The organism is Shinella kummerowiae (assembly GCF_009827055.1).
In the GTDB taxonomy this organism is placed as follows: domain Bacteria; phylum Pseudomonadota; class Alphaproteobacteria; order Rhizobiales; family Rhizobiaceae; genus Shinella; species Shinella kummerowiae.
In genome coordinates this window covers 72,000-93,878 of the sequence record NZ_WUMK01000001.1, presented here as the reverse complement: position 1 = coordinate 93,878, position 21,879 = coordinate 72,000, and the positions used below count along the sequence as shown (strand labels likewise).

Genomic DNA, 21,879 nt, shown 5'->3' with positions numbered 1-21,879 from the left:
GGTCAGTCGCGAACGATGACGGTCGCGCCCTTCGTGACCTGGGCATAGAGGTGCTCGACGTCTTCGTTCGCCATGCGGATGCAGCCGGAGGATTGTGCCTTGCCGAGCGAGGACGGCTGGTTGGTGCCGTGAATGCGGTAGATGGTCGAGCCGAGATAGATGGCGCGCGAGCCGAGCGGGTTGTCGAGGCCACCCTTCATCGAGACTGGCAGGATCTTGCCCTTCTTGGCTTCACGGGCGCGCATGTCTTCCGGCGGCGTCCAGGTCGGCCATTCGGTCTTGCGCGTGACCTTTTCCGAACCGGTCCAGATGAAACCGTCACGGCCGACGCTGACGGCGTATTTCATGGCGATGCCGTCGCCGAGCACGTGGTAGAGGCGCCGTTCGGAATTGTCGACGATGATCGTGCCCGGCGCGACCTTCTCATCGAAGGCAACGAGTTCGCGGGCGATCGGTGCGCGGGAAACGGCGGCGATCTTCTTTTCCGATGCGACCGGCTTGCCGCCGGACAGCACCTGCAGCCAGCCGGTCTTCTGTGTGGAGGAAGAGAGCGAGGCGACCTCGATCGGATCGATGGCGTTTTCGGCGGCAAACGCGCCGCCTGCGGTGGAAAGAAAGCCTGCGAGGAGGGCGATAGCGAGCTTTTTCATTGTCCTGGTCCCTGTCTGGAGCGGCCGGTGCATTGATGCCCGGCTCGGTGTTCTCTGATGGGGACGTTCTAGGACATCGCCGTCTGGCGGGATGTTCCGGGGGGAACAGGCGCCCCCCGGCCGTTCGCGCGCCTTTAGAAGGGCTGCATCCAGACGAGGCTGCTCAGCATCAGGGCGGCGATCATCGTTATTTCCAGAAATCCGGTTTGCATGGCACGTTCCTCCCGTGCCGCGAAAACGCGCGACGGTCGCCACGGTTCCGCCGCAAACGAAAAACGGCGCCCGAGGGCGCCGTGTCTGAAAAAAATAAGAGGAGGCGGCTTACTTGCGGTAGATCAGCCAGCTCTTGGCAAAATCCTTCTTCATGCCGTCCTCGAACGCCATGGTGCGGTTGCGGCCGCCGTTCTTGGCGCAATAGAGCGCGATATCGGCCTTCGAATAGAGTTCGCCCGGACCATCCGCCCAGGATGCCATGCAGAAGCCGAGCGAAATGGTGATCGGGCCATAGTTGACGCCGGTCTTGGAATTCTTGAACGGCGTGTGTTCGAGCGCGATGCGGATGCGCTCGGCGATCGCCATCGCCTCTTCCTCGGTGTTGCCCTCGACGATCATCGCGAATTCCTCGCCGCCGGTGCGGGCGACGAGAATGTCCTTGCGCACATTAGCGCGGATGAGGCTGCCGACGGAGGCGAGGATCTTGTCGCCGACCGGGTGGCCATAGGTGTCGTTGATCTTCTTGAAATGGTCGATATCGGCGAGGATCAGCGCGGTGACATTGTGCGCCATCGATGAATTGTAGATGGCGGAAAGCTTGTCGTCGAAGGCGCGGCGGTTGGAGAGTTGCGTCAGCGAATCCGTGTTGGCGATGCGCTTGTACTCATCGAGTTCCTTGCGCACATTGTCCATCTCGATGGATTTCTGCGCGACATTCTCCACCATCTCCTTGCCCTGGCTGATGGTGTCACCTGTCGCCTGCGTGAGCACGCCGATGACGTTCTTGATGATGTCGACGCTGGCGGCATTCTTGCCGGTGATGCGGCCGTACGTCTCGTCGAGCAGCTTGTTGTAGCTTTCGAGCGAGGTCTGTTCCTGCTTGAGCAGGCGAAGCAGGCCTTCCAGTTCGCCGACGATTTTCGAGTGTACGCCGTCGATGGCGGTCGCGCCGTGATGATGGCCGAAATATTGCGTGCCGATCTCGTCCAGCTCCTCCTGCGAGGCTTTGCTGCCAAGGGCTGCAAGTTCGCGGGTCAGCTTGGGGTTCGACCCAATATAGGCCTCATAGAACAGCTCGTAGTTCCGCGGAATTGGCGCGATACCCATCACGCGCATGGCATAGGTCACCTGTGCGGCGATATCCGGCACTTGGACCTTCTGCGCAACGGCCGTGTTCATTTCGGCTGCTCCTGATTTCAACCTGTTGGCTCCCGACCCGCAAAATAATGCGCAAATGCTTTGGGAATGATTAACGGTTGCAGGTTCCGTAGCCACAGACCAGAAACAAAAAAGGCCGCAAATACAATGATCTGCGGCCTTTGTCAGGAGAATATTCGAAATTTCTTCTTCAACCCGGCATAATCATTTTTTCCGGGCGTACAACTTCGTCGAATTCCTCATTCGTCACATAGCCACCGCCGACGGCCTCTTCACGCAGCGTCGTGCCGTTCTTGTGTGCGGTTTTGGCGATCTTGGCGGCATTGTCGTAGCCGATCTTCGGGGCGAGCGCCGTGACGAGCATCAGCGAACGGTCGAGCGCCGCCTTGATGTTGTCCTCGCGCGCCTCGATGCCGACCACGCAATTGTCGGTGAACGAGATCGCCGCATCCGACAACAACTGGACGGACTGCAGGAAATTGTAGGCCATCAGCGGGTTGAAGACGTTGAGTTCGAAATGTCCCTGACTGCCGGCAAAGGTGAGCGAGGCGTGGTTGCCGAAGACCTGGGCGCAGACCTGGGTGAGGGCCTCGCACTGGGTCGGGTTGACCTTGCCCGGCATGATGGACGAGCCCGGCTCGTTTTCCGGCAGCGCCAGTTCACCGAGGCCGGAGCGCGGACCGGAGCCGAGGAAGCGGATGTCGTTGGCGATCTTGAAGAGGGCGGCGGCGGCGGCGTTGATGGCGCCATGCGAGAACACCATCGAGTCGTGGGCGGCCAGCGCCTCGAACTTGTTCGGTGCCGTCTTGAAGTCGATGCCGGTGATTTTTGCGATATGGTCCGCGACCTTTTCGGCAAAGCCGACCGGGGCGTTGAGGCCGGTGCCGACGGCGGTGCCGCCCTGGGCGAGTTCGCACAGGCCCGGCAGCGTCAGTTCGATGCGCTTGATCGCCGAGCCGACCTGCGCGGCGTAACCGGAAAATTCCTGGCCGAGGGTGAGGGGCGTCGCGTCCTGCGTGTGCGTGCGGCCGATCTTGATGATGTGATCGAAGGCCTTCACCTTGGCTTCGAGGGCGGCATGCAGGTGCTTCAGCGCCGGCAGCAGGTCGTGCACGATACGCTCGGCGCAGGCGATGTGCATGGCCGTCGGATAGGTGTCGTTCGACGACTGGCTCATGTTGACGTGGTCGTTCGGATGCACTGGCTTCTTCGAGCCCATGACGCCGCCGAGCATTTCGATCGCCCGGTTGGAGATCACTTCATTGGCGTTCATGTTGGACTGGGTGCCCGAGCCTGTCTGCCAGACGACGAGCGGGAAATGGTCGTTGAGCTTGCCGTCGATGACTTCCTGCGCGGCTTCGGTGATGGCCTTGGCCAGCGCCGGATCGAGGCGGCCGAGTTCGGCATTGGCGCGGGCGGCGGCCTGCTTGACGATGCCAAGCGCACGCACGACCGAAAGCGGCTGCTTTTCCCAGCCGATCTTGAAATTGCCGAGCGAGCGCTGGGCCTGCGCGCCCCAATAGCGGCTGTTGTCCACTTCGATGGGGCCGAATGTATCCGTTTCCGTGCGCGTCGATGTCATTGTGCTTCCCGCTTAAAGCCCATGCGTTGCGTCCTGCCGCCGGCGATGCCGCCGCATGGGGCGCGGCAGGCCGGGCGAGCGGGGGCAATCCGGGGAGGCCCGCGCTGGCGCGAAATCGCGCAATTCTCTGGCCCATCTGCGACCGGGTTGCAAGGGGCCGATTGCCCGCAAGGACAAGACTTTCGGTTAAAATCGATTAGGCCGCGACACGTGGCGAAGAGGGTCGACCGGCCCTTGCGAGGGCTGTGCTTTTTCCATCACAATCGCTCGCTTGTTTTTTCGCACTTTTTTATCGGTGGAGGTTCGTTTTTCGACGTTTCTCGGAAATTTCGCCGCCAATTCAAATTTTTACGCGTCCTGATCCGTCTGGTTTGCCGGGTGCGGACTTAACGGATTCGTGCGGTTTGGCGGGTTTGGCGGGGAGGGCGTTTCCTTTTCATTCACCATCCTTTCCTATAACTTACCGGCCTGCTGGTTCGGGCACCGCCAGAGACCGCGACATGCGGGTCATTCGGGGAATGGAATACAGATGAAGCTTACAAAGACTGCCCTGCTGGCTGCCGCGCTGGCGCTTTCCTGTGCCACCGTCACGCTCAATGCCGCGCCCGCAAATGCCCTGACGCTGATGGATATCATCCGCGGCGGCAAGAAAAAGGAACCGAAGTACGAGCCGCTTCCCGGCGTGTCCTCCGGAACCGTGCTTCCCGGCGCCGAGGTGAAGCGCGAGGCAAAGCCTCTGCCGCGTGTCACCGGCCCGCGCTACTACACCTACAAGGCCGACGCCCTGACGCGTGTCGCCGTCGACAAGCTGGCCGATCCGGTCGTTACCAGCTCGATTTCCGCAGAGGTTCCGCCGGCAGGTGATGCAGGCATCCGCGCCGCCTTCTCCACAGTGAACGTGCGCACGACGCCGGATGCGGCCAAGGCGGTCGAGACCTTCTATGGTTCCCAGAAGAAATTCGTCTGGATCGATGGCACCGGCATCAACGACAAGGCGAAGGCGGCCATCGCGGTGCTGGCGGATGCGGCGTCCGTCGGCCTCGCGCCCTGGGACTACGCGGTGAAGATTCCGTCGGACAGTTTCGACAGCGCCGACATGAATGCGCGCTACAGCGAGCTTGCCACTTTCGAAGTCGCCCTGTCCTCGGCCATCGCGACCTATGTGCAGGACGCCGTGCGTGGCCGCATCGATCCGAACCGCATTTCCGGCTATCACGATTTCAAGCGCAAGGACGTCAATCTCGTCGCAGCACTGAAGAACGTGGCGATGAGCAACAATATCAAGGGCTACCTGGAAAGCCGTTCGCCCGCGAGCGCCGATTTCCAGGCGCTGAAGGCCGAACTTGCCAAGCTCCGGATGGAGAGCGAGGGCGAGGACCGTGTGGTGATTGCCGAAGGCACGCTTTTGAAGCCGGGCCAGAGCAATCCGGAACTCGCCAACATCGTCAAGGGCATCGTCAAGCACAGCTCCGATGCCTTGAAGACCGATCATTCGGTGGCGATCGCCACCTATTCCGGCACGCCGGACTACACGCCGGAGCTGGTCGCCCTCGTCGAAGCCTTCCAGAAGGAAAACGGTCTGAAACCGGATGGCGTCGTCGGCAAGGCCTCGATCCGCAAGATGACCGGCGGCGATTCCGTTGCCGACAAGGTCGGCAAGCTCGAAGTGGCGTTGGAGCAGGCGCGCTGGCTGCCTGTCGATCTCGGCGCCCGTCACGTCTTCATCAACCAGCCGGCCTTCCAGGTTTACTACTACGAAGACGGTGCCGAAAAATTCTCGATGCGCACGGTCGTCGGTTCCAAGGCGAACCAGACCTATTTCTTCCAGGATCAGGTGCAGACCGTCGAGGTCAACCCGTACTGGGGCGTGCCGCAGTCGATCATCGTCAACGAGATGCTGCCGAAGCTCAGGAATGATCCATCCTATCTCGACCGTATGGGATACGAGGTTGCCGTGGGTGGCCGGGCCGTCCCGTCTTCTTCGGTCAACTGGTACGGGTCGACGGCGGGCGTTTCCGTTCGCCAGCCGCCGAGCGGCGACAATGCGCTGGGTGAGCTGAAAATCCTCTTCCCGAACAGCCATGCCATCTACATGCACGACACGCCGTCGAAGAGCTTCTTCAAGAAGGATATGCGCGCCCTCAGCCATGGCTGCGTGCGTCTTGCCGAGCCTCGCAAGATGGCGGCCGCCGTGCTGGGCGTGAGCGAGGACGAGGTGGGCAAGGAGATTGCTGCCGGCCGCAACAAGGCGCTCAGCGTCAAGGCGGATATCCCGATCTACGTCGCCTACTTTACCGCCTGGCCGAACAAGGATGGCAAGGTCGAATATTTCGACGACGTCTATGGCCGCGACGACTATATTCGCAAGGCGTTTGCCGCCACGCAGAAGGCGCGCGAAATCCAGGGCTGATCGGTCAGCCCCAGGTCAGTGTTCCGGTCCTAGAGAGAATGCGAGGCGCCCCGTCGGGCGCCTCTTTTTTTTGGCGGCGAAGCGTTTTCGGTTTTCGCAAACGATCTCAGCGGGCAAGCAAACGCGCGACGAGATCGGGCGTCAGTTCATCGAAATGGGTGATGACATGCGTCGGCTCAAGCTCGGCGACCGGTACGTCGGAGTAGCCGAAGGGAACGCCGATGGACGGCACACCGGCATTGCGCGCAACGAGCATGTCGTTGAGGCTGTCGCCAATCATCACCGTGCGCATCGGATCGGCTTCCGCAAGGCGGATGGTGCCTAGCAGGTGCTCGGCGTCCGGCTTGCGCACCGCAAACGTGTCGCCTCCGGTAATCGCCGCGAACCGTGAGGTGAGACCGAGGCCGTCGACCAGGCGCCGCGCGAGGCCTTCCATCTTGTTGGTGCAGACGGCGAGCCGGTGTCCGGCGCTGGCAAGACGATCCATCGCGTCGATGAGGCCGGGATAGGGAACGGAGACGCCCGGCATCGCAGCGGCATAGTGCTCGACGAAGACTGCGAGCATGCGCTGCAGCGCTTCATCGGAAATCTCCCGTCCTCGCAGCGAGAAGGCGCGCTTGATCATCACCTGGCCGCCATGGCCGACGAGATAGGTCAGGTCGCCGTAACCGACCGGTTCCAGGCCTTCGAGGCCGATCGTGTGGTTGAGGCTTGCGACGAGATCGTGCGCCGTATCGATGAGTGTACCGTCGAGATCGAAGACAACAAGAGAAGCGGACATGGAGGGCACCTTGTGGGAGGCGGGGAGGGACGGTCTTTCCGGTATGCGAAGGCGCGGGTATTTGCAATCGCCTTGTTGGCCGTGCGGCGTGCGGCGATTTTGGCTTTCGTTTGCCATTCAGGGCGTGTAAGTGTCTCACCGGAATTCCGGCCGCCTGCGGTGCGCCGGCTCAGAATTGTTTATGGAGTTTAGGGGCATGGACGCCCGGGAAATGAAGATCAAGGCCGCTGCGGTCGCGCTCGCCCATGTCGAAGACGGTATGCGCCTGGGGATCGGCACAGGATCGACTGCGGAAGAATTCGTGCGGCTGCTGGCGGAGAAAGTGGCTGGCGGCCTCAAGGTTGAAGGCGTGCCTACGTCCGAGCGGACAGCGCGGCTCTGCGTCGAACTCGGCGTGCCGCTGAAGTCCCTCGACGAGTTGCCGGAACTCGACCTCACCATTGACGGCGCTGACGAAGTCGATGGCCGGCTCCGGCTCATCAAGGGCGGAGGCGGCGCGTTGCTGCGCGAGAAGATCGTCGCCAGCGCCTCCACGCGCATGATCGTCATCGCCGACGAGAGCAAGGTGGTGGAGACGCTCGGCGCCTTCAAGCTGCCCATTGAGGTCAACCCGTTCGGCCTCGTCTCGACGCGCATCGCCATCGAAAAAACGGCCGCCCGACTCGGCCTTTCCGGCGGCATTGCGTTGCGTACCTCTGGTGACGGCACGTTCATGACGGATGGCGGTCACTATATTCTCGACGCATCTTTTGGCCGCATTCCTGATGCAGATGCGCTCGCAAGCAACCTCAATGACATACCGGGAGTCGTTGAACACGGACTCTTCATCAACATGGCGTCGCTTGCCATCATCGCGGGACCCGCGGGTGCGCGCACGCTGACGGCGAAAGAATAGACAGGAGCACTGACCGACATGATCAAATTTGCTGGTTTCGGCCGCGCCCTTGTGGCGAGCCTCATCCTTTCGGCAAGCCTTGCCGGCGCCGTCAAGGCGCAGGATGTGACGGAAGATCAGATCAAGGCCGCGCGGGCAGCGATCGATGCACTCGGTGCGACAACCAACTTCGACAACATTCTTCCGAGCCTCGCCGAGCGCACCAAGGGTGTGCTCGTGCAGTCGTCGCCGAATCATGAGGCGGATATCAATAAGGTTGTCGACGAGCAGGCGCTTGCACTTGCCCCGCGTCGTGCTGATCTCGAGCGTGAGGCCGCGACGATCTACGCAAAGACCTTCACGCAGGAAGAACTGAAGGCAATTGCGGATTTCTATAATTCTCCGGTCGGCAAGAAGCTGCTCTCCGACGGACCGATCGCAATTCGGGAGGTCGCGAAGGCGGCGCAAATTTGGGCCGTCGGTGTTGATCGCGACCTGAAAACGGAAAGCGGCAAGAAGCTCGATCCGATCTTCGACGCCGCACCAGCGGTGACGCTGGAAAATGGCACGGTGCAACCGCAGCAGTAATCATCTCCAAAAGGGCGGCGTGAGCCGCCCTTTTCGTATTCCGTCCGCTTCTCTCGAAGCACTGGCAGGCTTCCCACCCCCGGAAAGCCGCCGCGTCCAACCAGTCTATTCGTGAATGGTGTAGGTGCTGAGCTCGCAGAGATTCTGCGTGTCGGTGGTCGTGTCGAGGTCGGATTCTTCGGAAAACTCGAAGCGCATGTCATAATTGCAGACGTTGCGGCCATCGCCGATGGTGATTTCGATCGTCTCACCCGGGTTCAGGACCTGCTCACCGAAAACATCGTCTTCCCATTGGTCCACGCCGACCGGCGAGGTGTGGAAGCGTGTCAGCACAGAACCGGTGCCGTTCTTGAGCTGGAAGACGAGGTCTTCCGCCATGGTCGGGCCTGCAAGCAGAACGAGTGTCGCGGCGCTGGCCGCGAAGAATTTCAATTTGTGCATATTGATCATCCAGTTAGCCCACAAGCGGGCGATGGATTCGTAGGATTGTTGCCTGCTTTGGTAAACGGGATTTGTCACTCCCCACTTACCAAAAATGGGAGGAACGGCCGAAAACCGCCGAAGGCAGCGAAAAGGGTTCCTGCGCGTGTGGCAAAGCGGCCTTTTCCTTTTGCCTGCGCTGTTCCTATATGTGTTGCACCCGGCGGCGGATTCGCCAGCCGCACACCCGTCAGACGGCCGACCGGCCAGGCTTGCCCGCAGGAGATCACCATGCCGACATTCGACTACGACCTCTTCGTCATCGGCGGGGGCTCCGGTGGCGTGCGCAGCGCGCGCTTGGCCGCCAGCATGGGCAAGAAGGTGGCGATCGCGGAAGAGTTTCGTTTTGGGGGCACCTGCGTCATCCGCGGCTGCGTGCCGAAGAAGCTCTATGTCTATGCCTCGCAGTTCCATAAGCATTTCGAGGATGCCGCCGGCTTCGGCTGGCAGGTCGGCGAAACGCGCTTCGATTGGCCGGCGCTCGTGGCCGCCAAGGAAAAGGAGATCACCCGGCTGGAAGGGCTCTACCGCAAGGGGCTGGAGAACTCCGCTGCCACGATCCTGGCAACCCGCGCCGTGCTGGTCGGTCCGAACACGATCCGCCTCACCGCGACCGACGAACTGGTGACAGCCGAGCGCATCCTGATTGCTGTTGGCGGCCATCCGACGCCGCATGTCGACCTTCCCGGTCATGAGCTTTGCATTAGCTCGAATGAGGCGTTCGACCTGCCGGAACTGCCGAAATCCATTGTGATTTCCGGCGGCGGCTATATTGCTGTTGAATTCGCCAATATCTTCCACGGGCTCGGCGTCGAGACGACCCTGATCTACCGCGGCAAGCAGATCTTGTCGCGCTTCGACCAGGATATGCGCCAGGGCCTGCAGGCCGCGATGATCGCCAAGGGCATCCGCGTTATCTGCGAGGACATCATCACGGGCGTTGCCGAAGGCGAAGGTGGGCGCCGTACCGTCACGACCAAGGCGGGTGAGGTGCTCACCGTCGACCAGGTGATGCTGGCGCTCGGCCGCGTACCGAATACGGGCAGCCTTGGATTGGAGACAGCGGGCGTGGCTGTGGATGCAAGGGGCGCGATCATCGTCGACGACTATTCGCGCACCAACGTGCCCGGCATTTTCGCACTCGGTGACGTGACGGACCGCGTGCAGCTCACGCCTGTCGCGATCCACGAGGCGATGTGCTTCATCGAGACGGAGTTCCGCGGCAATCCGGTGTCGCCGGATCATGATATGATCGCCACGGCCGTCTTTTCGCAGCCGGAAATCGGCACCGTGGGCATGAGCGAGGAGGAGGCGGCAAAGGCTTTCGACGATCTCGAAATCTACCGCGCCGAGTTCCGCCCCATGAAGGCGACGCTGTCCGGCCGGCAGGAAAAGACCATCATGAAACTCGTCGTCAATGCCGCCGACCGCAAGGTGCTCGGCGCGCACATTCTGGGCCACGAGGCCGGCGAGATGGCGCAGCTTCTGGGGATTTCGCTGAAGGCCGGCGTCACCAAGGACGATTTCGACCGTACCATGGCGGTGCATCCGACGGCGTCGGAGGAGCTGGTGACCATGTATCAGCCGAGCTACCGCGTCAGGAACGGGCAGCGGATCTGACAGGTGGCCGGTCTGATGTCGGCAGACGTCCGGCGAAGCGGTCCTCGTTCCGCTTGAACAGGGCCGAAAGGCGATCGATCACCACCCGCATTTCCGGGCGGTGACGATCGTCGTCATTGGCTGCGATCCACAGCGAATGGCTGAGTTCCGGAAGGGGCTCTCCTTCGCGCATCAGTCCCGGTATCGCATCGCCGACAAATGTCGGCAGGACACCGCGCCCTGCACCGCCGGTGATCAGCCGTGCGAGCACGTCGGGCGCGTTCGTCCAGGTGTGGATATGCTGTTCATGGTTGCGGAACACCCATTTTTCGGCGTCGGACATGGCGACCTCCGTGCCGATTGACACCCAGGGCAAGCTCTCCTCGAATGCGAGGTCCGCCGCGCGATAGATCGCGTAGGCAACGTCCACCGACTTTCGAACCGCGACATTGCCGGTCGTTGGTGCGCTTTGAAACAAGGCGATCATGCCGTGGCGATAGGTCAGGTCCTCGCCCGGCATGAGCTGTTTGCAGCATAGGCGAAAACTGTCGGTCACGCCCCGCAGCTCGCGTGTGTTTTCCGCAATGAAACCGGTCATCCAGATGTCGCCGGCAAGGGAGACGATCGGCAATGTGAACGCATCGCCGTGCCATCGGGTAATGTCGGCGGTGGTGCGTCGCATGGTCTGCACGTGCTCGTATAGAACCATGCCGTCGGCGGCCAGTCGATAGCCCTGCTGGCTGCGGATGAACAGCGTGCGGCCCATGCTGCGCTCCAGCGCCAGCATGCGGCGACCGATGGTGGGTGCACTGATGCCGGTGATGGACGAGGCTCCGGCGAGACCTCCCTCAGAGGCTACATGGAAGAAAAGCTGCAGGTCGCTCCAGTCGACTTCCGGCATTGCTGGATCCTCGTTCGATCCCTTTCCATAACGCAAAACCTGGCTGCCCGCATCATTCAACCGTGAAACGGGCGTTTCATTTGCGCCTCTACGATCGAAAGGGCGCACGCGCTACCTCATGCCGGACACCGGAAAACAAGGAGTTCTGTCATGAGCCCGGAATGGATGATTGCCATCGACAAGATGAAACGGTCGGGCGGCCACCGGCGGGAAGCAGGGCCGCTGTCCGACCCGCTGGAACGGGACGAATGGCGCGGCCTGGAATGGGTGGGCAGCCTTGCCGCATGGCTGTTGAACCGATGCACACAAAGGCCGGCAGCGCGGCCCCGTCGCGTGGTTGCCGACTGGAGTTGCGCGCAGGGGATGGCCTCGCGCCGCTTCTAGGCCAGAACGGCCGGCCAAGGCATGCTTTACAGCCTGTCAGGCGCGGGAGCGTCAACCGTGGCAAATGCGTCGCCGCCGCTGGAAGTTCGGCTATGCAAGAACCATCTAACGGTTTATAAGCCCGCATCTTCAAAACGGAGGGGCGTTCGCAGGCTTTCGCGGGCGCGTCAGGACAGGTGAGTATCATGGCACAGAATTGGACCCCGACCAGCTGGCGGCAGAAGCCCATCCAGCAGGTTCCGGATTATCCGGATCTCGCCGCATTGGCGGCGACCGAAGAGCGCCTCGCGAAGTTTCCGCCGCTCGTCTTCGCCGGTGAAGCGCGTCGACTGAAGTCGGCGCTTGCCAACGTGGCTGAAGGCAAGGGCTTCCTGCTGCAGGGCGGCGATTGCGCCGAGAGCTTCGCCGAACACGGTGCCGATACGATCCGCGACTTCTTCCGCGCCTTCCTCCAGATGGCTGTGGTGCTGACGTTCGGCGCCCAGCAGCCGGTGGTCAAGGTCGGCCGTATTGCCGGCCAGTTCGCCAAGCCGCGCTCCTCGAACATCGAGAAGCAGGGTGACGTGTCGCTGCCGTCCTACCGCGGCGACATCATCAACGGCATCGAGTTCACGGAAGACGCCCGCATTCCGAACCCGGAACGCCAGCTCATGGCCTACCGTCAGTCGGCTGCGACGCTGAACCTGTTGCGTGCCTTCGCGATGGGAGGCTACGCCAATCTCGACAACGTTCACCAGTGGATGCTCGGCTTCATCAAGGATTCGCCGCAGGCCGAGCGCTACCGCAAGCTCGCCGACCGGATTTCCGAGACGATGGACTTCATGAAGGCCATCGGCATCACGTCGGAAAACCATCCGAACCTGCGCGAGACCGATTTCTTCACCAGCCACGAGGCACTGCTGCTCGGCTACGAGCAGGCGCTGACCCGCGTCGATTCGACCTCCGGCGACTGGTATGCGACCTCCGGCCACATGATCTGGATCGGCGACCGCACACGCCAGCCCGACCATGCGCATATCGAATATTGCCGCGGCATCAAGAACCCGCTCGGTCTCAAGTGCGGCCCGTCGCTCACCGGTGATGGCCTGCTCGAGCTGATCGATCTCTTGAATCCGCAGAACGAGGCCGGTCGTCTGACGCTGATCTGCCGCTTCGGCCACGACAAGGTTGCGGAAAACCTGCCGCGCCTGATCCGCGCCGTTGAACGCGAAGGCAAGAAGGTCGTCTGGTCCTGCGACCCGATGCATGGCAACACGATCACGCTCAACAACTACAAGACCCGCCCCTTCGAGCGGATCCTGTCGGAAGTCGAAAGCTTCTTCCAGATCCACCGTTCGGAAGGCACCCATCCGGGCGGCATCCATGTCGAGATGACCGGCAACGACGTGACGGAATGCACGGGCGGTGCGCGCGCATTGTCTGGCGACGACCTTGCCGATCGTTACCACACGCATTGCGATCCGCGCCTCAATGCCGACCAGGCGCTCGAACTTGCCTTCCTTCTTGCCGAGCGCATGAAGGGCGGCCGCGACGAAAAGCGGATGGTTGTGAACGGTTGATCTCTTTCCGTTCATGCTTCGTCTCCGTAAATTAGCGGAGCTGATGCAAGCATTCAGGAATGTGAATTTGACAGGACCGGGCCGGCTGGCAAAGCTGGCCCGGTTTTCGTTTGGGGAGGGAAAAGTATGGGCGAGGAACGGACGGGACATTGCCTGTGCGGCGCGGTGCGGTTTCGCACGTCCGGCGAGCTGCGTGAGGTTGTCGCTTGTCATTGCAGCCAGTGCCGCCGGCAGACGGGGCATTTTTATGCCGCGATCGATGTGCTCGATAAGGACCTGACCGTAGAAGGCGGGGAGAACGTCACCTGGTACAGGGCGAGCGACAGCGCCGGTCGGGGCTTCTGCCGTACCTGCGGCTCCGCCTTGTTCTGGAAGGGCGACGGTTCGCGCCACACGTCGCTCATGGCCGGCACCTTCGACCAGCCGACCGGGCTGAAGATCGGCGTGCACATCTTCTGCGCCGACAAGGGCGACTACTACGAGATCGATGACGACGCGCCGCAGCTAGCCCAGAACCGGTAAGGCGCGCCGGCGCGTTCACTGCACGAGGGCAGGGCGCTGGCAGCGTACGCCCGTGACGCGGATATCGGCCTCGCCGATCCTGACGCCGACGACCAGCAGCAGGTTGTAGAGCAACTCGTCTATAGCTGGCGTGACCGTGCCGAGCGTCGTGGCAAGTGCGGCGGTGATCACCTTCGGCGTGCCGAGAGTGAGGAAGAGAAGCTGGATGTCGACATCGAGATTCTCCAGCAGCGTCTTGGTGGTCGCGGTCAGCGTGTCGCGCGTCGATACGGTCTTGACCGTGCGGGCGGCAATTTCCGTCGGGGTGAAGGCGAGGTGGCTTTTGCTGAGGTTCTTAGCCTCGACATGGGCGATTGCATCGATGCGTAGCACGCCGGAATCGATGATGCGGGCCTTTTCCACGCGCGCCTCATCGGAAAAGTCGGAGAGAACGCTGGGATCGACCTTGCCGACCGCGATTTCCGCGACGCCCGGAACTGCATCGACCGAGACATTGGCATTGACGGCCGTGCCGCCGAGGCAGCGGATATCGGCAAGCTTCGCCTCGGAAGCGGCGACCTCGACATAGAGCGGCAGCTTTATCTTCAGGCCGGCAAGGGCAGAAAGGCCGTCGATGTTCACTTCGACGGCGAGCCTCGTCTGGGCGCTGCGCACGGCGCTGCCCGGCGCGCCAAGGCGATGGGCCGGTGTCTCGACCGGCGGCTCGCCAATCGCCAGATTGACGGTGACCGTGGAGAGGCCGGGAATGGCCGCACCGACATTGAGGGCGACCTGGTTCTTGCCGTTGGCGAGGGCCGCGGCTGTCGAGATCATCTGCATCGCATTGATCGACATTTCCCAATCGCCGCCGGTTGCAACCGTAAGCCCTTTTTTCGGATCGAGATTGAGGATGCGCGCGAGCGGCAGTTTCACCTTGCTGCTGGCAGTCGCCTGTTCGATCGACCGCAGCGCCGAATTGAGCGTGCCGGAGAGGCCATGCACGGCGCGCATGGAGGCGAGAAGCTGCGGCATGGTAACGCCGGCATTCAGCACCTCTTCATAGGTCGCGGTTGTGAGGTTGAGTTGGGTTGCAATAGCCTTGAGGAACGGCTGGATGGAAATGTCGGCATCGACCAGCGCGCGGTAGTCCATCACCTTGAGCGACAGGTTGGTGCCGAGAAGTTTGCCGAGCAGCGCGTTCAGGATGCCATCATTCAGGCTGGCGAGCCGTGTGCCGACCGAGAAGGCGGCGATCTTCGTGCGCGAGGCCGAACCGGTCGCCGTCAGCACGGGCAGTTTGGGCACGAACATTGACGCGAGGAAGAGATCCCCGGGACGCGTCAGCACCACGCGGGCGGCATCGGCGTCCGTGCTGGCGGGCTTGAAGCGGTCTTCGGGGGCGATATCGGGGTCGGCCGTGTAGCGGCCGCGCTCAACCTTGGCGGCCGCCTGCGTGGACTTCGTCGTCACCGACGTTGCCGGTGGAATGACGAGGCCGTCCTTGCCGGTGACGGATACGGAGAGGTTGTTGAGTGCGAAATAGGTCGCAGCCGCCTTTTCCGCTTCGACGACATTGGCGGCGGCGGCGATGGCGGCGAGATCGGCCGTTGCCTGCAACTGGCGCTGCTGCACCGTGAGGTAGCCGTAATCGACGCCAATGGCCGTCGAGAAGATGATCAACGGCAGGCTGAGGGCGGCGAGCGTGGCGATGTTGCCGGAGCGGTTGGTGATAAGGTCTTGTGGGCGCTTCATGATCAGTACCCTCCCACGCGCACGGTGGCGTAACGCTCTATCTTCTCCTGCGGCAACGCGAAGGTGAAAAGCTTCCAGATCGGCAGATCGCTCGAATCATAGGAGATCGTGACGGTGAACTGGTCCGGATTGTTGGGGTCCTCAGTGACCAGGACCTTTATCTTCCTGCGGTTGATGAAGGAGTAGTCGAGCTGGGAGGCAGTGAGGTAGCGGTTGACGAGCGTGACGCGCTCGGCGGGGTTGAGGCCCGCGACCGCCGTTCGGGCGGCATCGGCGGCGATCTGCTGCACCGAATGGGTGACGCTCAGATAGACCCCATAGGCGATCAGGGTGAAGAGCGCGAGGAAGAACAGGGGCGCGATAATCGCGAATTCCAATGCCGAAGTTCCGGCACGATCCTTAGACAGACGGGACAGGGCGTGCATGACATCTCCTCCTTGGGATTGTCTGACGGCAATGTTTTCCCGCATCCAGGTTGTGGATGCACTTTTATCGTGCGCCCCGAATCTTAATTTCTTCTATAGATTGCTCAGCCGAAAGTAGCGTATAGCGAAAGTTGTGTCGGTGAAATATTCAATTTTGCCGAAGTACATCCTGGAGGCGCAAAACCTCCGACTTCAACGCGGCGATCTCGTCGAGGAAATGCGTGTCGATCTTGTGATGCAGCGCCATCAGCTCGATCTCAGCCTTCAGATTGACTTCGTAATCCTTGGAGGCTTCGAAACGGTCGCGTGCGGCCTGGCGGTTCTGCGACATCATGATGATGGGCGCCTGGAGGGCGGCGAGCATGGACAGCACGAGATTGAGGAAGATGAAGGGGTAGGGGTCGAAGGCTTCGCGCGAAAGCACGATTGTGTTCACGACCGTCCACAGGACGAGAAACACCAGGAAGCCGATGATGAACGCCCATGAGCCGCCGACGCGGGCAATGCCGTCGGCAATGCGCTCACCGACCGACTGTTTCGATTGGTATGCGACGTTCCTGTCCTGCGACAGGATTCGCCCCTCCCGGGAGTGGAGAAGGACGTCGCGTTCAGTCTCGTCGAGGTCGTCGGCGGGTTTGCCGAAGAGGATTTGCGCAGCGTCGTCGAAAGGTCTCATGGCCGGGGCTCCGGAAAGGGAATCGGAGCCCTAGCCTAGCGCGGTTGGGCCGTTTGTCAGAAGCCCGCCGCCATCAGTTCCGCATGGGAATTGAAGAAACGTTCCAGGCCGTATTGTTTGCCGAACATGATGTCGTGCTGCAGGAAACGGAAGTCGCGTACCAGCGGGTCGATGGTCTTCTTGCGGGCCCAGCCGGCCGTGCCGTTGCCCTTGGCGTCGATCAGCATGTAGCGGTCGATAACGCGCAGCTTGTCGTGCACAGCACCCAGGAAGCCGGTGTAGTAGGGATGTTCGAAGCCGGCTTCCTTGAGGATGAAATAGGAAAGGAAGGCCGGGCTGATCGTGCCGACGTCCTTTTCCACGCCGGTCTTGTTCGACCAGATGACGAGCGGCGTCTCGTGCTCCTTCTGCATCTGCTCGGGCGTGCCCTTGCGCGAGGCGGTGATGCCCTGCATGTAGCCGGAATTCTGGTAGACCGTGTTGAGCGGCGGCAGGTGGTCGCCGAAAACGACGATGATCGTTTCGCGGTCGCGTTCCTTCGCCCAGTCCATCAGCATTTTCAGGCTGCTGTCCGCTTCCTTCACGCCCTGTGCATAGCTCGCGAGCATGCGGGTATCGCGTGCATCCAGCTTGCTTTCGACGTCGATGTCGGTCTTCGCGTAGCGGCCGTCGTCATAGGGGCCATGGCCCTGCAGCGTCACGGTGAAGAAGAAGAACGGATCTTCCTGCATATCGGCCTGGCGAATGATCTCCTTGGTCAGCGCCTCGTCCGAGGTGAAGTTGCCGCGTTTTGCCAGCGGCGGCATCTTGTCGACGTCCTTGAAGGTCTGGAAACCAAAGGCCTTGTAGACACTCGAGCGGTTCCAGAACCAGCCGGAGAATGGATGGATGGCGCGCGCCGTATAGCCTTCCGCCCGGAAGAAGGTGGCAAGCGACGGGATCGGCTTGCGCACATATTGCTGGTAGGGAATGCTGCCTGTCGGCAGGAAGGCGTTGGAAAAGCCCGTCAGCGCCTCGAACTCGACGTTTGCCGTCAGGCCGCCGAACTCCGGCGAGAACACGCCGCCGCTCTGGTTTTCGCGGATCACCGGCATCGGATCGGCCGAGAGCTTTACCGTCTCAAGGCGCGTCGGGTCCCAGAGCGATTCGCTCATGACGACGATGACATCGGGCTTGGAGCGGTGCGTCGTGCCGACCGGCATGGGCTTTGACGGAATCTTGTCGATCGCGTCGATCATGTAGCCGGAGGGCGCCTGCACGTTGGCCATCGGCAGGTTGATGGCAAAGGCCATCGTGAAGCCGTTGTGGCGATAGTTTTCCGCCTGGTCCCACATGATCGGGAACACCTTGAGCCGGTCACGGACCCAGGAGAATTCGTTGTAGTCCATGATCGAGACGAAGCCGGCGAGCAGCGGCAGCGCGACGGCAAGCCGCGTCAGGCGCTCTTTCCTGGTCAGCGGACGGAAGCGGCGCCAGGCGAAGACCCACAGGCTGATGAGGCCGACGACCGAAGCGAGGACGGCAAGGGCGAGGCCCACGGCGGTCCATGGTCGGTCCTGCACCAGCACCGGCATCAGTTCCATGATCTGCCGGCCGAAAAGCAGATCGGTCGGGTAGAGCGGATCGGTGAGGAAAACCTGCTTCTGCTGCGAAATGACGCCCATCAGCATGACAAGCGGAGATACCAGCAGGACGGCCTTGTGCTGCCGACCGATCAGCGCATCAATGGCGAGATAAAGCAGGAAGAACACGCCGGTTGTCGTCCAGGCGGGCTGTTCGAGATTGGTGAAATAGATCCACGTCTGCGCGATTGAGCTGCGCGTAATCAACTCGATGACGATGACGGTCAGGAGCGCCAGAAGCCCGGAAACGGCAAGCGAACGCAATACGGCGAGCGCCTTGATGTGGCGCGCGAAAAAGCCGGCCTCGACGGCCAGGCCTTCTGTGGTATTGACCGCCACGGCTGCGGGGGTGAACAGGGCCAAGGCCGTCTCCAGATTTCATAAAAGTTTCGTTTATCTGTCATACGGATGTCATCTTGAACAGGAGATGAACGGTTTCTGCAACGTTCTCCCGGTGCTTTGGTTCCCTCTGTTGCACTGCCGCAATGGTCAACGGAACCTCCTGAAAAATGAGGGTTTTGCGCCGATGCGCGCGCAAACGGCGTCGCGGTTCATTCCCAAAGCGCTTGTGATGTTCTAAACAGCTTCTCGACCGTTCGAGAGTGCGGCAGCCACGCGCGGCAGCAGGATCGGACACCAGGGCATTTTCCGCTTTCCCTGAAGCGCGGAAACGCCCTGTCTCGATGTTTTTACGCAACTCCGGATGCAAAGCCGCCCAACAGTTTTGCTGGAATTGCTCTGAAGGAAACGGGTCCGCAGACATGACTTCCCAGACTGAAAAGGCAACACTGCGCATCGCCGTCGCGCAATTGAACCCGACCGTCGGCGACGTCGCCGGCAACCTCGCCAAGGCGCGTGCCGCCCGCGAGGACGCGGCCCGGCAAGGTGCCGACCTGCTTCTCCTGACGGAACTCTTCGTCTCCGGCTATCCGCCGGAGGATCTGGTGCTGAAGCCCGCGTTCCTGAACACCTGCCGGCGCGCCATCGACGACCTCGCCGCAGACACGGCCGACGGTGGCCCCGGCGTCATCATCGGCTTTCCACGGCAGGATGAGTCGGGGCGCTACAATGCCGTCGCCGTGCTCGATGGCGGCAAGGTGATTGCCGTGCGCGACAAGGTGGATCTGCCGAATTACGGTGAGTTCGACGAAAAGCGCGTCTTCGACCAGGGCGCGATGCCCGGTCCGGTGAATTTCCGCGGCGTCCGCCTCGGCATTCCGATCTGCGAGGACATCTGGGGTGACCTTGGCGTCTGCGAGACTCTGGCGGAAAGCGGGGCGGAAATCCTGCTCTCGCCGAACGGCTCGCCCTATTATCGCGGCAAGGTCGATATCCGCCATCAGGTGGCGCTGAAGCAGGTCATCGAGACCGGCCTGCCGCTGCTCTACGCCAACCAGCTCGGCGGCCAGGACGAACTCGTCTTCGACGGCGCGAGCTTTGCTTTCAACGCCGACAAGGCGCTGGCCTTTCAGATGAGCCAGTTCGAGGAGACGATTGCCCTCACCACCTGGAAAAAACACAGTGATGGCTGGGTTTGCGACGGTGGGCCGATGTCGCGCATTCCGGAGAAGGAGGAGGCGGATTACCGCGCCTGCCTGCTCGGCTTCCGCGACTACGTCAACAAGAACGGTTTCAAGAACGTCGTGCTCGGCCTGTCGGGCGGTATCGATTCGGCGATCTGCGCGGCGATCGCCGTCGATGCGCTGGGCGAGGAGCGGGTGCGCTGCGTGATGCTGCCTTACCGCTATACCTCGAAGGATTCGCTGAAGGACGCGGCGGATTGCGCCAAGCTGCTCGGCTGCCGCTACGACATCGTGCCGATCGAGGCGCCGGTGGCGGGTTTCCTCTCTGCGCTTTCGGAAACCTTCGAAGGAACGGAAGAAGGCATCACGGAAGAAAACCTGCAGAGCCGCACGCGCGGCACGATCCTCATGGCCATTTCCAACAAGTTCGGCTCGATGGTCGTCACCACCGGCAACAAGTCGGAAATGTCGGTCGGTTACGCCACGCTCTACGGCGACATGAACGGCGGCTTCAACCCGATCAAGGACCTCTACAAGATGCAGGTCTATGCGCTGTCGCGCTGGCGCAACGAACACACGCCGCCGGGCGCACTCGGCCCGACGGGCGAGGTGATCCCGAAAAACATCATCGACAAGGCGCCATCGGCCGAGCTTCGTCCCAACCAGACCGACCAGGATTCGCTGCCGCCCTATCCGGTGCTCGACGACATTCTCGAATGCCTCGTCGAAAAGGAGATGAGCACGGAGGAAATCGTCGCGCGTGGCCATGGCGAGGCGACCGTGCACCGCATCGAGCACCTGCTCTACATCGCGGAATACAAGCGCCGGCAATCGGCGCCGGGCGTCAAAATCACCAAGAAGAACTTTGGCCGTGATCGCCGCTATCCGATCACCAACCGGTTCCGGGATCGGGGGTAGGATATGGAGGCGCGCGCCGGCGAGCCGGGCGGTGGCGAAAACCGCCCGGAGTTCACACCGGAGGAAATCAGGCTCATCCGCTTGTGGTCGCTGAGCGACGTATCGGCGGGCCGGCAGGTTTCGGCGCAGGTCGCCTATTTCGCGACGCCGGCAGTGTTCGGCGCCTACGGGCTTGCGACCGGCAGCCTCGTCATCACCGGCGTGGCCTTCATCTGCATGCTTTTGTTGCTGGCCTGGGGTTTCGTTTCGACTTGGCGTGACCACAGCAATTTCGTGATGATGCAATCGATCTGTCGGAAGCTGTTGCCGACGGTCGACGAGCGACAGTAACGACAGTAACGACAGGAGAAGGCATGCGCAGTTCCGTCGAGATCTACAATATCGTTACACGCGAGACACGGGTCGTGTGGCAGACGGAGCGGCTCGTCGAGGCGCCGAATTTTTCACGCGATGGGCGTTTCCTCGTCATCAACGGTGGCGGGCTGCTCTATCGCCTTTCACTCGATGGCGGCGAACCCGTGCAGATCGACACGGGCTTTGCGACCCTTTGCAACAACGACCACGGGCTTTCCCCGGATGGCCGGCTGCTCGCCATCAGCGACAAGGTCGAATTCGGCAAGTCTGCGATCTACGTGCTGCCGGCCGGGGGCGGCACGCCGCGGCTGGTAACGCCGAACCTGCCGTCCTACTGGCACGGCTGGTCGCCGGATGGTGAAACATTCGCCTATTGCGGCATTCGCGACAATGTCTTCGACATCTACACCATCCCGGTCGCCGGTGGTAAGGAGCGGCGCCTGACCTTCGGTGAAGGGCGCAATGACGGGCCGGATTATTCCGCGGATGGAGACTGGATCTACTTCAATTCCAGCCGCACCGGACGCATGCAGATCTGGCGGGTCCGTCCGGATGGCAGCGAGCCGACGCGCATCACCGACAGCCCCTATGGCGACTGGTTCCCGCATCCTTCGCCCGACGGCCGGCACCTGCTCGTGCTTTCTTATGATGGCGAGGTTTTCGATCACCCGCGTGATCTCGATGTGCGCCTGCGCCTGATGGACATGGACGGCGGCAACGCACGGATTCTGTTTGAACTTTTCGGTGGGCAGGGCACGATGAACGTGCCGAACTGGTCGCCGGACGGTGCGGAATTCGCCTTCGTGCGCTACGCGCCGCCCGCCTGATTGCCCGATCCAGCGGGCGCACGTTAAGTTTTCGCTCACCAGCCCGTTTAAGCGAATTTTGCCGACTGTCGGTTAGCCTGCTTTGAACAATGCCCGGAAAGG

21 protein-coding genes are annotated in these 21,879 nt (G+C 61.8%); 10 read left to right on the top strand and 11 right to left on the bottom strand.

What is annotated here, in order from left to right:
- Positions 1-2 precede the first annotated feature (2 nt).
- From GR138_RS00440 to fumC, 3 genes are all read right to left on the bottom strand, one after another.
- Positions 3-650, bottom strand: coding sequence for a L,D-transpeptidase (locus tag GR138_RS00440; RefSeq protein WP_160856651.1), 648 nt, complete (start codon positions 648-650; stop codon positions 3-5).
- A 321-nt stretch (positions 651-971) separates the two neighbouring features.
- Positions 972-2,042 carry a GGDEF domain-containing protein gene (locus GR138_RS00435; protein WP_160856650.1) on the bottom strand — a complete coding sequence of 357 codons (1,071 nt, stop codon included), beginning with the start codon at positions 2,040-2,042 and terminating at the stop codon, positions 972-974.
- A gap of 169 nt (positions 2,043-2,211) precedes the next feature.
- Positions 2,212-3,603, bottom strand: a complete 1,392-nt coding sequence (gene fumC, locus GR138_RS00430) for a class II fumarate hydratase (protein ID WP_160856649.1) — start codon at positions 3,601-3,603, stop codon at positions 2,212-2,214.
- 529 nt (positions 3,604-4,132) lie between these two features.
- Between fumC and GR138_RS00425 the strand changes: the two genes are divergently transcribed.
- Positions 4,133-6,013: a L,D-transpeptidase family protein gene (locus GR138_RS00425; RefSeq protein WP_160856648.1), complete on the top strand. Its 1,881-nt coding sequence runs from the start codon at positions 4,133-4,135 to the stop codon at positions 6,011-6,013.
- Positions 6,014-6,119: 106 nt separating this feature from the next.
- Here the strand turns inward: GR138_RS00425 and GR138_RS00420 are convergent, their stop codons facing one another.
- Positions 6,120-6,794 carry an HAD family hydrolase gene (locus GR138_RS00420; protein WP_160856647.1) on the bottom strand — a complete coding sequence of 225 codons (675 nt, stop codon included), beginning with the start codon at positions 6,792-6,794 and terminating at the stop codon, positions 6,120-6,122.
- Positions 6,795-6,990: 196 nt separating this feature from the next.
- Between GR138_RS00420 and rpiA the strand changes: the two genes are divergently transcribed.
- Both rpiA and GR138_RS00410 read left to right on the top strand, forming a co-directional pair.
- Positions 6,991-7,689, top strand: a complete 699-nt coding sequence (gene rpiA, locus GR138_RS00415) for a ribose-5-phosphate isomerase RpiA (protein WP_160856646.1) — start codon at positions 6,991-6,993, stop codon at positions 7,687-7,689.
- 18 nt (positions 7,690-7,707) lie between these two features.
- A complete protein-coding gene (locus tag GR138_RS00410; protein WP_160856645.1) occupies positions 7,708-8,256 on the top strand; it encodes a DUF2059 domain-containing protein in 549 nt (182 codons plus the stop codon).
- A 105-nt stretch (positions 8,257-8,361) separates the two neighbouring features.
- Here GR138_RS00410 and GR138_RS00405 read toward each other — a convergent pair whose 3' ends face one another.
- On the bottom strand, positions 8,362-8,697 hold the full coding sequence (locus GR138_RS00405; RefSeq protein ID WP_160856644.1) for a hypothetical protein: 336 nt from the start codon (positions 8,695-8,697) through the stop codon (positions 8,362-8,364).
- Between the two features lie 270 nt (positions 8,698-8,967).
- Between GR138_RS00405 and gor the strand changes: the two genes are divergently transcribed.
- The gene (gene gor, locus GR138_RS00400) at positions 8,968-10,356 is read left to right on the top strand and encodes a glutathione-disulfide reductase (protein ID WP_160856643.1); all 1,389 of its coding nucleotides are present in this window, start codon (positions 8,968-8,970) and stop codon (positions 10,354-10,356) included.
- Here gor and GR138_RS00395 read toward each other — a convergent pair.
- On the bottom strand, positions 10,334-11,236 hold the full coding sequence (locus tag GR138_RS00395; RefSeq protein WP_160856642.1) for a LysR family transcriptional regulator: 903 nt from the start codon (positions 11,234-11,236) through the stop codon (positions 10,334-10,336). The genes gor and GR138_RS00395 overlap by 23 nt on opposite strands.
- Before the next feature lie 150 nt (positions 11,237-11,386).
- Between GR138_RS00395 and GR138_RS00390 the strand changes: the two genes are divergently transcribed.
- The 3 genes from GR138_RS00390 (at position 11,387) to GR138_RS00380 (ending at position 13,701) form a co-directional block, all read left to right on the top strand.
- On the top strand, positions 11,387-11,620 hold the full coding sequence (locus GR138_RS00390) for a hypothetical protein (RefSeq protein ID WP_160856641.1): 234 nt from the start codon (positions 11,387-11,389) through the stop codon (positions 11,618-11,620).
- A gap of 185 nt (positions 11,621-11,805) precedes the next feature.
- The gene (locus tag GR138_RS00385; RefSeq protein WP_160856640.1) at positions 11,806-13,179 is read left to right on the top strand and encodes a class II 3-deoxy-7-phosphoheptulonate synthase; all 1,374 of its coding nucleotides are present in this window, start codon (positions 11,806-11,808) and stop codon (positions 13,177-13,179) included.
- Between the two features lie 126 nt (positions 13,180-13,305).
- The gene (locus tag GR138_RS00380) at positions 13,306-13,701 is read left to right on the top strand and encodes a GFA family protein (RefSeq protein WP_160856639.1); all 396 of its coding nucleotides are present in this window, start codon (positions 13,306-13,308) and stop codon (positions 13,699-13,701) included.
- A 15-nt stretch (positions 13,702-13,716) separates the two neighbouring features.
- Here GR138_RS00380 and GR138_RS00375 read toward each other — a convergent pair whose 3' ends face one another.
- From GR138_RS00375 to GR138_RS00355, 5 genes are all read right to left on the bottom strand, one after another.
- The gene (locus GR138_RS00375) at positions 13,717-15,432 is read right to left on the bottom strand and encodes a pilus assembly protein TadG-related protein (RefSeq protein ID WP_160856638.1); all 1,716 of its coding nucleotides are present in this window, start codon (positions 15,430-15,432) and stop codon (positions 13,717-13,719) included.
- Positions 15,433-15,434: 2 nt separating this feature from the next.
- Positions 15,435-15,857 carry a TadE/TadG family type IV pilus assembly protein gene (locus tag GR138_RS00370; RefSeq protein ID WP_160856637.1) on the bottom strand — a complete coding sequence of 141 codons (423 nt, stop codon included), beginning with the start codon at positions 15,855-15,857 and terminating at the stop codon, positions 15,435-15,437.
- Positions 15,858-16,005: 148 nt separating this feature from the next.
- The gene (locus tag GR138_RS00365; RefSeq protein WP_160856636.1) at positions 16,006-16,533 is read right to left on the bottom strand and encodes a DUF1003 domain-containing protein; all 528 of its coding nucleotides are present in this window, start codon (positions 16,531-16,533) and stop codon (positions 16,006-16,008) included.
- A 56-nt stretch (positions 16,534-16,589) separates the two neighbouring features.
- Positions 16,590-18,518, bottom strand: a complete 1,929-nt coding sequence (locus GR138_RS00360) for an LTA synthase family protein (protein ID WP_420853599.1) — start codon at positions 18,516-18,518, stop codon at positions 16,590-16,592.
- A 37-nt stretch (positions 18,519-18,555) separates the two neighbouring features.
- Positions 18,556-18,918, bottom strand: a complete 363-nt coding sequence (locus GR138_RS00355; RefSeq protein ID WP_160856635.1) for a hypothetical protein — start codon at positions 18,916-18,918, stop codon at positions 18,556-18,558.
- Here GR138_RS00355 and GR138_RS00350 point away from each other — a divergent pair.
- The 3 genes from GR138_RS00350 to GR138_RS00340 are packed head-to-tail and all read left to right on the top strand — an operon-like array spanning position 18,917 to position 21,777.
- Positions 18,917-20,596 (top strand): NAD+ synthase, encoded by a 1,680-nt coding sequence (locus tag GR138_RS00350; RefSeq protein ID WP_160856634.1) that lies wholly within the window; start codon positions 18,917-18,919, stop codon positions 20,594-20,596. The genes GR138_RS00355 and GR138_RS00350 overlap by 2 nt on opposite strands.
- Positions 20,597-20,599: 3 nt before the next feature.
- The gene (locus GR138_RS00345; RefSeq protein ID WP_160856633.1) at positions 20,600-20,926 is read left to right on the top strand and encodes an ammonium transporter; all 327 of its coding nucleotides are present in this window, start codon (positions 20,600-20,602) and stop codon (positions 20,924-20,926) included.
- A gap of 23 nt (positions 20,927-20,949) precedes the next feature.
- A complete protein-coding gene (locus GR138_RS00340; RefSeq protein WP_160856632.1) occupies positions 20,950-21,777 on the top strand; it encodes a TolB family protein in 828 nt (275 codons plus the stop codon).
- Positions 21,778-21,879: the final 102 nt, after the last annotated feature.